Annotated in this window: 11 protein-coding genes; 3 read left to right on the forward strand and 8 right to left on the reverse strand. The window is 64.4% G+C overall.

All coding sequences use genetic code 11. From position 1 onward, the window contains the following. Positions 1-8: 8 nt before the first annotated feature. From FFS10_RS11000 to FFS10_RS11035, 8 genes are all read right to left on the reverse strand, one after another. Positions 9-2,084 (reverse strand): acetate--CoA ligase family protein, encoded by a 2,076-nt coding sequence (locus FFS10_RS11000; protein WP_171015954.1) that lies wholly within the window; start codon positions 2,082-2,084, stop codon positions 9-11. A gap of 76 nt (positions 2,085-2,160) precedes the next feature. Continuing rightward, positions 2,161-3,381 carry an acyl-CoA dehydrogenase family protein gene (locus FFS10_RS11005; RefSeq protein WP_137894430.1) on the reverse strand — a complete coding sequence of 407 codons (1,221 nt, stop codon included), beginning with the start codon at positions 3,379-3,381 and terminating at the stop codon, positions 2,161-2,163. Between the two features lie 65 nt (positions 3,382-3,446). Next, complete coding sequence (locus FFS10_RS11010; RefSeq protein ID WP_137894432.1) at positions 3,447-3,914, reverse strand: MaoC/PaaZ C-terminal domain-containing protein; 468 nt, start codon at positions 3,912-3,914, stop codon at positions 3,447-3,449. Positions 3,915-3,944: 30 nt separating this feature from the next. Then, entirely contained in the window at positions 3,945-5,111 is a 1,167-nt protein-coding gene (locus FFS10_RS11015) for a thiolase C-terminal domain-containing protein (RefSeq protein ID WP_137894434.1), read from the reverse strand. 22 nt (positions 5,112-5,133) lie between these two features. Then, positions 5,134-5,541 carry a Zn-ribbon domain-containing OB-fold protein gene (locus tag FFS10_RS11020; protein ID WP_137894436.1) on the reverse strand — a complete coding sequence of 136 codons (408 nt, stop codon included), beginning with the start codon at positions 5,539-5,541 and terminating at the stop codon, positions 5,134-5,136. Positions 5,542-5,559: 18 nt separating this feature from the next. Then, positions 5,560-7,335, reverse strand: coding sequence for a thiamine pyrophosphate-binding protein (locus FFS10_RS11025; protein WP_137894438.1), 1,776 nt, complete (start codon positions 7,333-7,335; stop codon positions 5,560-5,562). Continuing rightward, positions 7,332-7,628 (reverse strand): hypothetical protein, encoded by a 297-nt coding sequence (locus tag FFS10_RS11030; protein WP_137894440.1) that lies wholly within the window; start codon positions 7,626-7,628, stop codon positions 7,332-7,334. The genes FFS10_RS11025 and FFS10_RS11030 overlap by 4 nt, the downstream gene beginning before the upstream one ends. A 49-nt stretch (positions 7,629-7,677) precedes the next feature. Then, on the reverse strand, positions 7,678-9,438 hold the full coding sequence (locus FFS10_RS11035; protein WP_137894442.1) for an FAD-dependent oxidoreductase: 1,761 nt from the start codon (positions 9,436-9,438) through the stop codon (positions 7,678-7,680). 489 nt (positions 9,439-9,927) lie between these two features. Between FFS10_RS11035 and FFS10_RS11040 the strand changes: the two genes are divergently transcribed. The 3 genes from FFS10_RS11040 to tcuB are packed head-to-tail and all read left to right on the forward strand — an operon-like array spanning position 9,928 to position 13,486. Then, on the forward strand, positions 9,928-10,881 hold the full coding sequence (locus FFS10_RS11040) for a LysR family transcriptional regulator (protein WP_137894444.1): 954 nt from the start codon (positions 9,928-9,930) through the stop codon (positions 10,879-10,881). Positions 10,882-10,938: 57 nt separating this feature from the next. After that, a complete protein-coding gene (gene tcuA, locus FFS10_RS11045) occupies positions 10,939-12,342 on the forward strand; it encodes an FAD-dependent tricarballylate dehydrogenase TcuA (RefSeq protein ID WP_137894446.1) in 1,404 nt (467 codons plus the stop codon). Beyond that, entirely contained in the window at positions 12,329-13,486 is a 1,158-nt protein-coding gene (gene tcuB / locus FFS10_RS11050; protein ID WP_137894448.1) for a tricarballylate utilization 4Fe-4S protein TcuB, read from the forward strand. Before tcuA ends, tcuB begins: the two co-directional genes overlap by 14 nt. Positions 13,487-13,862 lie beyond the last annotated feature (376 nt).

Raw genomic sequence — 13,862 nt, forward strand, 5'->3', positions numbered from 1 at the left:
TGCTTCCCCTACACAATCACGAGAGCATCCACGGCGCGCAGCCCTTCGCCCTTCGCGCCGACGATCACCGGATTGATTTCGAACTCCTGCACGTCGCTCGCCGCCAGGAACTGGTCGCCGAAGCGCACGGCCGCGTCGGCGAGCGCGTCGATGTCGGCGGCGGGCTTGCCGCGGAAGCCTTGCAGCAATGTCCACAGCTTGAGCTTGCGCAGCGCCGCGAGCACCTGCTCGCGCGTGACCGGCAGGGCCAGATGCGTCACGTCGCGGTACAACTCGATGGCCACGCCGCCCGTGCCGATCGAGATCACCGGCCCGAAGTCGGTCTTGCGCAGCGCGGACAGTACGACTTCCACGCCGTCGCCCACCATCTCCTGGACCAGGATGCCCGCGCCCGGCTTGCCCATCTTCGCGCGGAACTCGGCGGCCAGCGCATCCACAGCCTCGGGCGTCTGCACGCGCAGCTTGACCAGGCCCAGCTCCGTCTTGTGCTCCGAGTCGGAGGGCAGCACCTTGACAACCAGCGGGTACTTCAGCCCGGCACACGCGTTCCTAGCGCGGTCTTCGGGGCCCAGGACCAGCCACTTGGCCGGCGTGACGCCACCGTCTTCGCAGAACTTCATGGTTTCTTCCCAGTCCCGCGGTGCCGGGCGCTCGGGCAGCGGCGGCCGCTCTGGCAGCGGCGGCAGCGACTGGTAGCGGCGGCGCCTGTAGATCAGCGACAGCGCCTGCATCGTGATCGAAGGGTCCGCGGCCAGCAGGACGCCTGCCTCGCGGAACGCTCGGCGCACCTCGGGCTCCATCGTCTCGCCGACGAAGCTGACGATGACGGGCAGTTCCCGTCCGAGGCTCTTGAAGAGCTCGCCGTCCTCCTGCAGGTACTTGCGGCCGCTGCTCGCGTACTGCACGACGATCGCCTCCGTGCGCGGGTCCTCGGCGATCGTGTTGCACGTGTCGCGGAACAGGTTGGCGACGGTGTTGATCTGACCCGTCAGGTCGATCGGGTTCGCCTTGCGTGCGAACTCCGGCAGCAGCTTCTCGAGGCGGTCAGCGGTTGCAGGGCTGAATTCCGACATCGGGATGCCGTTTTCGCTGCTGTGGTCCGCCAGCAGGGCGCCCGCGCCACCGGAGGAGCTGAGCACGGAGATGCCGCCCTTGGGGTCGCCACTGATGCGCGGATTGGCAAGGAACGCCAGCACCTCCACCGCGGAGAGGACCTCCACCAGGCTGTTCACCGAGATGACGCCCGCCTGCTCCAGCACGTCGGTATAGACGGCGTGGGACGAGGCGATCTTGCCCGTGTGGGAGGCAGTCGCCTGCTGGCCGACTTCGGAACGGCCGGCCTTGAGCACCACGATCTGGACGCCACGCTTGCGGGCCTTCTCCGCGATGGCAAGCATGCGCTCCGCGCAGTTCAGGCCTTCGATGTACAGGGCCACCACACGCACGTCTTCCTGTTCGACCACCCATTCCAGCGCATCCAGGGCGTCGAACACGGTCTCATTGCCCACGCTGATCAGGTAGGAGCAGCCCATGCCCGCGCGCTGCAGCGAGTTACCGATGGCGCCCGCCAGCGCGCCACTCTGGCTGACGACGGCGATGGGAGCGTGCTGGATGGTCTCGAGGTTCTGCGCCGCCGGGCTGTAGGTCAGCATCGCGCGATGCTTCACCGACCACGCCCCCTGGCAATTGGGCCCCATCACGTTCACGCCGTACTTGCGCGCGGCTTCTGCGAGCCGTACCGCGTGGTCCTTGCCAGCTTCCGTTTCCTCGAAGCCCGCGCTGAACACCACCGCGTTGCGGATGCCTTTGACGCCGCATTCGGCGATGATGCCGGGCACCGTCTGCGCCGGCGTGATCACCAAAGCCACGTCGGGAACCTCCGGCAACTCGCCCACCGACTTGTAGGCCTTGAGGCCCTCGACCTCCGCATGACTGGGGCTCACCGGATAAACGCGGCCGGCGAAGCCATGTTTCAGCAGGACGCGCACGATCGCGTTTCGCGGGCTTCCGCGCTGTGGGGATGCGCCGACGATCGCGACGCTGTCGGGCCGGAACAGCCGGTCCAGGGTACTTTTCTCGTTCATATTCGAATCCATTCCAATTCAGCGCATCCGCGCCCTCGGCCGCCCATAACACTGGGCAGCCGCTTGTCCCCGGGGATTACGCCGGGGCGCCGACGTCGTCACGGCGCACGTCGCGCAGCCCCGTCTTTCCATGATGGCGATCGGCGAGCTTGTAGCCCAAAGCGTCCTCGGCGATCAGGATCTTCTGGATGTTCGCCGAGCCTTCTCCGTTGAAGAACATGTCGGCATACACCCTCATCCAAGAGATGCGGTATTCGCGCGCCAGGCCGTAGCCGCCGAAGATCTGCTGGGTCTTGTCCGCGCACAGCTTGGCGGTGGAAGAGGCGTGGTACTTGGCGATGGCCGCGATCCGGTTGGAAGGCAGGTCGTTATCCATGCAGTAGGCGGCCTTGTAGACCAGCGCGCGGCTGGCTTCGATCGCCGTGGCCATCTCGGCGATGTCGTTCTGGATCATCTGGAACCGGCCGATCGGCTGGCCCTTGACCGTGCGCTCGTTGGCGTAGCGCACGGCGTCTTCCAGGCATGCCTGGGCCAGGCCCAGCGCCTTTGCGGCCACGTTGACGCGCCCGGGCTGCAGCGCGCGCATGATGATCTTGAAGCCCTCGCCTTCCTCGCCCAGGCGGTTCTCGACCGGCACCACGAAGTCGTCCAGGAACACGATGTTGGTGCGGAAGGCCTTGGACATGCCCAGCAGGTCGATCGGCTGGGCCTTGAAGCCAGGGTACTTCTTCGGTTCAACGATGAACGCCGTCACGCCCTTGGCGCCGGCGTCGCGATCGGTCTTCGCGAAGAGGATGCCGACATCCGTCTCGTTGGCGATCGACGCCCACATCTTCTGGCCGCTGATGCGGTAGACATCGCCATCGCGCTTGGCGAAGGTCTTCATCGCCCCCGCGGCGTCGGAGCCGCTGCCCGATTCGGACAGCGACATCATCCCGATGGTCCTGCCCGCCAGCAGGTTCGGGACATACTTCTTGATCTGCTCGGGCGTGCCGGCGGTGTAGATGCACGAGGGGCAGGTGCCGCCTTGCTGGTTGTTGCAGGAGCCGAAGCGCACGTCGTGGCGGGCCATTTCCTCCATGATCACGGCGGCGGCCATGTAGCCCATGTCGCTGCCCCCCACCGACTCGGGAAACACCGCGCCGTACAGGCCAGCTTCGCCGGCCTTCTTGATCAGCTCGCGCGGGAATTCCTGGCGCTTTTCGAAGTCTTCCATGACCGGAACAACTTCGTTCTGCATGAACCGGCCCACCATGTCGCGGACGGCTTCGATTTCGGGGGACAGCATGAAATTCATGGATATTTCCTCTTGCGTTGGGGCCGCGGCGCGGCGGATAGTCTGGAAAGTGGGTTTCGGCCGGATTACGTCGGCCGGCGCTTGTACATCAGGGTGGTCTTCATCTCCTGCGCAACGCTGCCGTCTTGCTTGATGCAGCGCCGCTCGAAAACGATCACGCCGCGGTCTGGCTTGCTCGTTTCCTTCTTCTCGATCACGCGCGAGTGCATGCGGATCGTGTCGCCGTGCTTCACGGGGCCGAGCAGGCGCCAGTTGTCGATGCCCAGCAGGGCGAGCATCGTGCCGTCGTTGATGCCGCTCGCGTACTGCAGGCCGCCCATGATCGCGTAGATCAGCGGGCCATGGGCGATGGGCTCGCCGAAGGGAGTGGTCTTGCAGTACTCGTGGTTGACGTGCACCTCGTTGAAGTCACCGGAGATGCACGCGAAGTTCACGATGTCCGTGCTGGTGATCGTGCGGGCGGGAGTCACGAGCTCGTCCCCAACCTGGAAGTCCTCGAAGTATTTGCCACGCGGCTTGTAGGAGAGCGTCATTACAGATTCCTTTGTGGTGGGGCTGGCAGCTCAGCCTTTCTGGTTGGACAGAATCACGGTGCAGTGCGAAGACAGAATCCCGCCTTCGTTGTGCACGAGTGCAAGTTCGGCACCGTGGACCTGACGCTCGCCTTCATTGCCGCGCAGCTGACGCACGGCTTCGACGATGCCAAACAGACCGCCGGCAGCGCCCGCATGCGCGTGGGAGAGCATGCCCCCGTGCGTATTGACCGGCAGCTTGCCGCCGATGCGCGCGTGCCCCGCTTCGAAGAAGGCGCCACCGGCGCCGGGCTCCACGAACCCGAGCTCTTCGAGCTCGATGATGGGGACGATCGTGAAGCAGTCGTAGAGCTCAGCGACGTCGATATCGGCGGGCTTGACGCCCGCCATTTCATAGGCAGTGCGCCCGGATTGCGCCGCGCCGAAGTGGGTCAGGCTGGGCGCGCACATGATGTGCTCGTGCGTGTGCATCTCGCCTACGCCCAGCAGGTAGGCCGGCTTCTGGCGCAGGTCGCGCGCCCGCTCGGCCGACGTGACGACGAAGGCTCCCGCCGCATCGGAGATCAGGCAGCAGTCGAGCATACGCAGCGGATCGGCGATCGGCTTGGATGCCAGCACCTGCTCGATGGTGAGCGGCGCCTTCATCTGCGCGTTCGGATGCAGGGCGGCATGGGCGCGCGTGTTGACCGCCACACTGGCGAGCTGGTTGCGCGTCGTTCCGTACTCGTGCATGTGACGATGGGCGACCATCGCGTAGAAACCCGGGATCGAGCCGCCATAGGGCTTCTCGAACTGCGGGTGGCCGACGTTGGCCAGCACGGCGATGGCTGCCTCGCGTCCAAGGCCAGTGGCCCGGTTCTCGCCGGCACAGACCAGAACGGTCTCTGCCAAGCCCATGGCGATCGCCTGCGCCGCGTGCCGCAGCATGATGCCGGGACTGGCGCCGCCGGCCACCATCGAGGCGCACATGCGCGGCTTCAGACCTGTGTACTCGCTAAGCGACGAGCCCAGCATGGTGTACGACTCGGTGAAGGAATAGGCCGTCAGCAGGCCGTCGACGTCGGAGACCTTGAGGCCGGCGTCGTCCAGCGCGCGTCGCATCGCCTGGGTGTTCAGGCCAAGCCCCGTCATGCCGGGCACCTTGCCGATGTCCGACTCGCCAACGCCGACGATCGCCACTTTGTTCTTCAGGGACATGGATTGGGTCATATCTCTTTCCCTAGGCCTCGCGGGTGAATTGCGGCATCTTCATTCCGTCGCCGCGTTCCTCGAACGTCACCCTCACGCGGTCGCCGATGGCCACGGCCAGGGCTCCTTCGCCGATCACGTTGGCAAACATGCGCGGTCCTTCGTCGAGATCGACCATGGCAATCACATACGGCGTGCCGGCCGCGAACTCGGGCGTGGGTGCGCGATGCACGATGCTGAAGCTGTGCACCGTGCCACGGCCGGCACTGTCGACCCATTCGAGCTGGTCCGACCAGCACTCCGGGCACAGATGACGTGGCATGAAGTGCTTGGCGCCGCAGGCCTTGCACGCGCGGATGAGGAGTCGGCCTTCACTGGCCGCGCTCCAGTACGGCCGGGAGTCGGCGTTCGGCTCGGGTTGAGGCAGCGGGGTGATCATGGACTCCCTTTCCGGCGCTTAGGCAACCCACGGCTTGCCGAACATCGGCTCCTTGAACGGCGTGGGCGGCAGTTGCCACGTGCCGGTGGAAGGCGGACGCACTTCGCTGTCCACATGGACGTCGATGACGCAGGGGCGGCGGTTGCGCAGTGCCAGCTCAACGGCGCCGCGCAGGTCTTCGCTGCGCGTGACCGTGATGCCGTCTGCTCCGGCCGCGCGCGCCCAGGCCGCGAAGTCGGGGTTGTAGCGCTCGCCGCCGGGGCCCTGCTCGCCCTTGTAGAACGCGGTGCCCAGTTCCCGGCCGCCGAACATGCCGTACTGGATGTCGCGGATCGCGCCCCATGCGAAGTTGTTCCAGACGATCCACACGCACGGGAGGTTGTATTCAACCGCGGTGCAGACCACGTAGGGGGTCATGGTGAAGCCACCGTCGCCGACCACGGCAACGCAAGGGCGGTCAGGGGCAGCGAGCTGAGCGCCCAGCACACCGCAAACGCCGAAACCCATCGACGAATAGCCCCAGCTGTTGAGCATGCTCTGGGTGCGGCGCGGCTTCCAGAACTGCATGAACCAGTTGTGATGCACCCCCGAGTCCAGCGACAGAATCACATCGTCAGGCAGAACGTCGTCCAGGGCTCCGACCACGTATTCGGGGCGGATCGGCGTCGTGACGGAGCTGAAGTTCGGGCGAACGAAGGCTTCCCACTCACGCTGCCAGCCCGCGACCTGGTCGCGCCAGCCGGCAAAGCGGCTCGAATCGACTTGTTCTTCGTTGACCGCGGCGAGCAGCTGTTCGCAGAAGACCTTGCAGTCCGCGACGATGCCCACGGTGGGGGGATAGTTGCGGCCCAGTTCCTGCGGGTCGATGTCCACGTGAACGAGCTTGGTCTTGGGGAAGTTCCAGGAATAGCCGGGGTGCCAGCTGGAGGAGGAACGGTCGTCGAAGCGCGTGCCGATCGTGATCACCAGGTCAGAGTGACGGCCCGCCTGGTTGGCCGGGTAGGCGCCGTTTCGGCCGATGAAGCCCAGCGTCATCATGTCGTCCGCGGGAACGCAGCCCATGCCATTGGGCGAGGTGATCACCGGTACGCCAAGGCGATGCGCCAGCGCGGTCATCTCAGGGCCGGCTTCCGACAGCGTCGCGCCGTGGCCGATGAAGAACACGGGGCGCTGGGCCTCGCGCAGCAGCTCCATCACGGCAGCGACGTCCGCGTTCGAGGCGGCCGGGCGTTGCTGGCCGAGTGTGTGCGACTTGGGCGGCACGGCAACGTCGGCTTCTTCCTGGTACAGGTTGTACGGAATGTCGAGATTCACCGGACCCGGGCGTCCGGTCACCATGGTGTCGAAGGCTTGGCGCAGAGCCAGCGGAAGCATGTCCACACGCGAAGGCTGGAAGCTGCGCTTCACGACCGGGCGAAGCACGTTCGGAAAGTCAGCTTGGTTGTGCTTGTACAGTTCCTGGAAAGGCGCCCGGTTCATCTGGGAGGTGGGCACGTTCGAGGTGATGGCCAGAAAGGCCGACGAGTCAGACAAGGCAGTGGCGAGCGACATGACCATGTTGGCCGAGCCGGGACCGGTGGAGGTCAGCGTGGCCACCGGACGGTGCTTCACACGGAAATACGCGTCAGCCATGTGACCGGCGCACTGCTCGTGACGCGGCGAAATGAGCTGGACCTTGTCGCGCACCTGGTGGAGCGCATCCAGCATACCCACGTTTCCGTGTCCGCAGATGCCAAAAACGTAGGGCACCTCTTGTTGCACCAGGTACTCGGCAATGAGTTCGCTGCCTTTCATTTATTCCTCGCTTTCGTAAGCTTGTATCCGTGTTTCGTTGAATCTGGCTGTCGCCTGCCGTCTGCTTCCAGAGGCTCCAGCGCCGCCCTATCTGCAGCCAAGCGCACCGGCCAGCCTGCATAGAACGTGGCCGGCACTAACAGGCCACGCAGTTCGCCCAAGGCCGGGCTCGCCTTCACTGCGCGAGACATCCACACCTTCATCTCATCAAGGTGAATATTACCCCCAATGATTTCAGTAGTCAAATCGAGTTCCGACAGTTGGAACCTTGCAGACACTTTGGTCTGTGTCAATTTCCGACATCGACAAGCGCTGTCGCGGCCGATCTACTCGGTTTCCCGTCTAGGCTGCCGCCCTCCTTGCCGTTTGTTGAGATGAAGCCCCCATCTCGCCAGCCCAGCCCGCCAGCGCCCCCTTGCCAGAGGCATGCGATCCCGCGATATAGCCGAACACCAGCGCTGGCCCAAGGGTGATTCCTGGCCCGGGGTAAGCTCCGTTCATGACGGAGTGCATGTCGTTGCCGCACGCATAGAGACCCGCTATGGGCTGTCCGTCTTTCCTGAGCACGCGAGCGTGTTCGTCCGTGACGATCCCCGCGGCCATCCCGAGGTCGGCCGGGTACACGGCGACGGCGTAGAAAGGGCCATTCCTGATGGGCGCGACACAGGGGTTGGGCCGCTGGTCCACGTCGCCCAGATGGCGCTGATAGATGTTGGATCCTCGGCCAAACTCGCTATCGAGGCCTCGCACAGCGGCCAGGTTGAAGCGGTGGACCGTATCCACGAAGTTCCGGACCGGAAGTCCGAGAACCTCTGCGAGCTCCTCCATCGTCTTGCCGCGCTTCAGGTAGCCAGTTTCGAGGTCACGCTTGATCGACAGCGCGAAGGGTCGAACACGGCCCAAGCCATACTTCCACAGGAAGTCCTTGTCGCACACCAGCCAGGCCGGGATGTTGTCCGTAGAGTCTCGCAACTGCGCCCGGACGAACTCGTGGTACGAGACCGCTTCATTGACAAACCGGCGCCCGTCCTTGTTGACTGCAATGAGGCCGGGCTTCGCTCGGTCCGTTACCGTGTGCGGGAAAACGGCCTGCGATCCGTCCGCCCGGCGAAACTTCGACACCGGCACCCAGAAGGCCAGGGCATCGTCGACTGTGGCGGCGCTCGGGCTCAGCTTCGCACCCAGACTGCCCGCGAGGTGCGCTCCCCCTCGCCCAGCGCCTGACTTCGCAGTTGCGGACACTTCCCCCGCAGCTGCGGGGATATAGTCGCGCCGCAGATCCGGGTGATGGGAGATGCCGCCGGTGGCCAAGATCACAGCGTCGTTCGCGCGCAGCTGCCGCAGTTGGCCTTCACGCTTCACACGCACGCCCGCGACACGGTCACCTTCCATGATCATGCCGACCACGGCCGCCTCGATGGCGATTTCCACATCCAAGTCGCGGGCCGACTTGAACAGCCGTGCGGCCAGTGCATTGCCCAGCACCAGGGTCGTGCCGCGGTGAGCTCGGATCCGCTGCATAGCGTAGCGGGCGACCAGTTTCGTGGCGTGCCAGACGGCACCGAGCGAATGCCCCACTCGCCGCAGGATAGGCAGGTCCTCCCGGCTCACCATCATCCCGCCGAAAAGCATGAACTCGGGCAAGGGATCGCGCAGCTGGGCGAATGCCGGGCCGAGTGCGGTGGCGTCGAACGGGACAGGCTCTAGCACACGGCCACCGGCAGTGGCACCTGGCGTGTCGGGGTAGTAATCCGGGTATCGCCGAACAGCCTGCAACTGCAGGGAGGTGTGCGCCTCCAGAAAGCGGATGGCTTCGTCCCCCCGCGTGAGGAACGCCTGCATGCGCGGATCCTCGACGGAGCCAGGGACCGTATGGTTCAGGTAGTTGCGCGCCGCATCCAGGCTGTCCTCGATACCCGCGGCGTTCATCTTGTGATTGGCAGGAATCCACACCATCCCGCCGGAAATGGCCGTGGTGCCTCCGATGCGGTCGGCTGCCTCGAGCACCAGAACCCGCTTGCCATGGGCGGCTGCCGTGCACGCCGCTGCCAGCCCTGCAGCCCCGGACCCAACCACGATCACGTCATACACGTCGCTCTTCATTGCACGTCACCTTGCGATGGACAGTCCTCTAATCCACGGCGATTGTACCTATGAATGAACCGTGTTTTAATCATTGAAACTTCATGTCTGCCCGTATTTCCCGGTTCCTGAGAGTGCTGCCGCCCAGAAATCACTCGCCCTGCATCATTCGGCCATGCACTCCGATGTCGACTGCAGCTTCGCTCCGCGACCCCGCAGATACCTCGTTGCCACACCTCTGGACAGGAGCGTCGCAGCCTGTCGCCTCATTGGATCTCGAACCGCTCACGCAGAACTTTGCCCTGGGGCGTCATTTACGTCCAGACGCTTTTTATGGGCTGTCAAGTAATTTCTGCTAACCAACTTCGCATGCATACTGGCAATCAGGGTTACTTCGCCAGCTCGCTTCCTTTCGGAAGTTCGAAACCCTCCTGACACGGCAAGGCCGCGTCGGTATCTTGAAGAGGAGACTGTGATCCGTGTGACGCCCCACCGCCTGGAGACAAAACCATGGAGCTTCGTCAGTTGCGTTATTTCGTTCGGGTCGTGGAACTCGGAAGTTTCAGTCGGGCCGCAGCCGACCTGGACATGGTGCAGTCGGCGCTGAGTCAGCAGATCGCACGACTCGAGGGCGAACTGTCGACACGCCTGCTCCTGCGCTCCGGTAAAGGGGTCACCCCCACCGAAGCGGGCCTCGCTTTCTTGCGCGAGGCGCAGCTCACGGTACGCCACGCCGACCAGGCCGTTCGGGCCGCTCAGGAAGCTCGTCTTTCCGGCACCGTCAGTGTCGGCCTGCCTCCTACCACCGCGTCAGTGCTCGGTGTTCCTCTCATTCGCGCCATGCGCGAGCGATATCCTGATGTACGGCTGCACATCGTGGAAAGCCTCTCGGGCCACCTTGCGAACCTGCTGAATGCGCGCCAACTGGATCTCGCCGTGCTCTATGGGTCACACCCCGGCCGACGCTGGACCGTCACGCCTCTTCTGGAAGAACGCCTCTTCTTCATCCAGTCGGCGCGCCATCCTGCCGTCGAATCTCTTGCCCCCCGGATCCGGTTATCCGACCTCGAGAACGTGCCGCTGATCCTGCCGACGGCATCCCATGGATTGCGCGCGGTCCTCGACGCGGCGTTCTCTCGTTTGCACCTGAAGCCCGCAATTGCGAGCGAGATCGACTCGCTCGCCGTACTGATGGATGCCGTGGATTCGGGATTCGGAGCCACCCTGCAGCCCGGGTCCGCGACGCGTCGCTACCCGGACGCATCGGAGCGGTTCCAGCTGGCGGAGATCGTTGATCCCGAGGCGCACCGCATCTGCACCCTGTGCAGCCTGTCCAACGATGAACTGTCCCCCGCGGCCATCGCTGCCAGGGTCGTCCTGTCGGTTTGCGCACGCGAACTCGTGCGCACCGGTGAATGGGTCGGAGCGCGGCCGCACCATCACTCAGGCCATCACGAATTGTGATGGGTCGATCTTCACTGCCCGCTTCCCGGCACGCGATCAACTGCCTACAGTGGAGGCATGGTCGATGTACTTGTTATTGGCGGGGGCAACGCAGCCCTGTGCGCGGCACTCATGGCGCGCGAGGCGGGTGCCAGCGTATTGCTCCTCGAGTCGGCGCCGCGCGAATGGCGCGGCGGTAATTCCCAGCACACACGCAACCTGCGTTGCATGCACGATGCGCCCCAGGATGTTCTCTCGGACGCCTATCCTGAGGAAGAGTTCTGGCAGGACCTGCTGAAAGTTACGGGCGGCGCCACCAACGAGAAGCTTGCGCGACTCACGATCCGCGCTTCCTCGTCTTGCCGGGATTGGATGCGCAAGCACGGGGTTCGCTTCCAGCCCTCGCTCGCCGGCACGCTCCATCTGTCCCGTACGAACGCGTTCTTCATGGGCGGCGGAAAGGCCTTGGTCAACGCCTATTACCGCAGCGCCGAGAATCTGGGGGTCCAGATCCGGTACAACGCGCCGGTGGACTCGCTCGAGATCCGTGACGGCCAGTTCGTTGCCGCCCGCATTGGCAACGAGCGCATCGAGGCGAAAGCCTGTGTGCTGGCCGCCGGCGGCTTCGAATCCAACCGCGAGTGGCTGCGCGAGGCGTGGGGACAGAACGAGCGCGGCGAGTGGCCGGCCGACAACTTTCTCATCCGCGGGACCCGCTTCAATCAGGGCGTGCTCATCAAGCACATGATGGATCAGGGCGCCGACATCATCGGCGACCCGACGCAGGCACACTGTGTTGCGATCGACGCGCGCGCGCCGCTCTACGACGGTGGCATCGTGACGCGCGTCGACGCCGTATCTCTGGGCGTGATGCTCAATCGCGAGGCGAAACGCTTCTATGACGAGGGCGAGGATTTCTGGCCCAAGCGCTATGCCATCTGGGGCCGGCTGGTCGCCTTGCAGCCTGGCCAGATCGGCTACTGCATCATCGACAGCAAGGCGATCGGCCGCTTCATGCCGCCGGTCTTCCCCGGCGTGACAGCCCAGACCCTGCCGGAGCTGGCTCGCAAGCTGCAGCTCGACGAAGCCGTCTTCATGAAGACGATGAACGACTACAACGCCGCCTGCCGGGTCGCGACGTTCGACCACACGGTGCTCGACGACTGCCATACGGAGAACCTCTCCCCGCCCAAGACGCACTGGGCACGTCCGATCGACACAGCGCCCTTCTACGGCTACGCGCTGCGACCGGGCATCACTTTCACCTATCTTGGCCTGAGGATCAACGAGAAGGCGCAGGTGCACTTCAATGGTGTGCCGAGCGAGAACCTCTTTGTCGCAGGCGAAATGATGGCCGGCAACGTGCTTGGCCGTGGCTATACCGCAGGAGTTGGAATGAGCATTGGAACCGCGTTCGGACGTATTGCCGGGACGCAAGCCGCGGCCGCTGCGCGAGTGGGGAGCGAACATGCAGCAGCTTGATCAACTCACCCGCGATGCGGTCGCCCTGGCCGGCGGCGGATCCGCGGAATCCGAAGCGGCGCGCCAAATGCAGATCTGCAACGCCTGTCGCTACTGCGAAAGCTTCTGCGCGGTGTTCCCGGCAATGACGCGCCGCCTGGAGTTCGGCATCGGGGATGTGCATTATCTTGCCAATCTTTGCCACAACTGCGGCGCTTGCCTGCACGCGTGCCAGTACGCCCCACCCCACGAGTTCGCGGTGAATGTGCCTCGTGCGATGGCTCAGGTGCGCGTCAAGACCTACGAAGAGTTTGCCTGGCCAGCAGCGTTTGCAGGGGCATACCGCCGCAATGGGCTCGCAGTTTCGACTGCCGTGGCGCTCGGGCTCGCGCTGTTTCTGGCGATGGCCATCGCCATGAGCGGTTCGCTGATCCGCGAGCCGCTCGCCGGGAATTTCTACGCCATCTTCCCGCACAATCTCATGGCGGCCATGTTCGGAGCGGTGTTCCTGTTTGCGGTACTGGCACTTGGGATCGGCGCGACCCGATTCTGGCGCGGACAGACTGCGCCGGTGGACCGCGACCTCGCGAAAGGCTCGGTGGCGGAGGCCGCGCGCAACGTTCTCACCCTGAAGTACCTGGACGGTGGACACGGTGATGGTTGCAACGATGCAAACGACCGCTTCACCCTCTGGCGCCGCCGGATGCACCACTTCACCTTCTACGGTTTCATGCTGTGCTTCGCCGCAACGTCAGTGGCCACGATCTACCACTACGTGTTCGGCTGGCACGCACCCTATGACATCGTCAGCCTGCCTGTGCTGCTCGGCACGGCGGGAGGCGTCGGCCTTCTCATCGGACCAGCCGGGCTGTTCTGGCTGAACATCAGGCGGCATCCACTGCACGGCGATCCGCAACAGCGCCCGATGGATCTGGGGTTCATTGGCCTGCTGTTCTTCACCTCGCTCACCGGCTTGGCGCTGCTTGCTTTCCGTGACACGTCGGCCATGCCGCTGCTGCTCGCCCTTCACCTCGGTGTGGTCCTCGCATTGTTCGCGCTGCTGCCCTACGGGAAGTTTGCTCACGCGGTGTACCGCACGGCGGCACTCCTCAAATACGCGATAGAGCGGCGCCAGCCGAATCGGCTGCAACTGAGCTCGGATTGAGTCTTCTCAATTCCACTGCTCTGCAGCATAGGTTCCATTAGGTAAAACCTAGATTGACTATCGAAATATCCAGGCCTAGCATTCAATATATGCAGCCAGATGAACTTTCGCCGGATTGCCCGCTGAGACAACTCTCGCCGTCCGTTCGGCGGGTGGAATAGGGAGGCGCTGAGGTGCTCCATTCGAACCCGGCTCAGCCCGAGCAATCCGCGCGAGGTGCCTATCCGCGCATCGGCCTGTTCGTAGACGGCGAGTGGAGCTGTGACCGTCGACCTTGGCTAGAGGTCTGCAGCCCGTGCGACGAGCGCCTGCTCGACCCCGTGCCGCGGGCGACCCCTGACCTAGACTCGTACACCGTGACCAAGACGGTTCTGCA

It is taken from the genome of Ramlibacter sp. 2FC (assembly GCF_005503345.1).
In the GTDB taxonomy this organism is placed as follows: Bacteria; Pseudomonadota; Gammaproteobacteria; order Burkholderiales; family Burkholderiaceae_C; genus SCMQ01.

Bases quoted from the DNA above. Each gene is read 5' to 3' on its own strand.
- FFS10_RS11000 (WP_171015954.1), bottom strand. From the start codon at position 2,084: ATGAACGAGAAAAGTACCCTGGACCGGCTGTTCCGGCCCGACAGCGTC.
- FFS10_RS11005 (WP_137894430.1), bottom strand. From the start codon at position 3,381: ATGAATTTCATGCTGTCCCCCGAAATCGAAGCCGTCCGCGACATGGTG.
- FFS10_RS11010 (WP_137894432.1), bottom strand. From the start codon at position 3,914: ATGACGCTCTCCTACAAGCCGCGTGGCAAATACTTCGAGGACTTCCAG.
- FFS10_RS11015 (WP_137894434.1), bottom strand. From the start codon at position 5,111: ATGTCCCTGAAGAACAAAGTGGCGATCGTCGGCGTTGGCGAGTCGGAC.
- FFS10_RS11020 (WP_137894436.1), bottom strand. From the start codon at position 5,541: ATGATCACCCCGCTGCCTCAACCCGAGCCGAACGCCGACTCCCGGCCG.
- FFS10_RS11025 (WP_137894438.1), bottom strand. From the start codon at position 7,335: ATGAAAGGCAGCGAACTCATTGCCGAGTACCTGGTGCAACAAGAGGTG.
- FFS10_RS11035 (WP_137894442.1), bottom strand. From the start codon at position 9,438: ATGAAGAGCGACGTGTATGACGTGATCGTGGTTGGGTCCGGGGCTGCA.
- FFS10_RS11040 (WP_137894444.1), top strand. From the start codon at position 9,928: ATGGAGCTTCGTCAGTTGCGTTATTTCGTTCGGGTCGTGGAACTCGGA.
- tcuA (WP_137894446.1), top strand. From the start codon at position 10,939: ATGGTCGATGTACTTGTTATTGGCGGGGGCAACGCAGCCCTGTGCGCG.
- tcuB (WP_137894448.1), top strand. From the start codon at position 12,329: ATGCAGCAGCTTGATCAACTCACCCGCGATGCGGTCGCCCTGGCCGGC.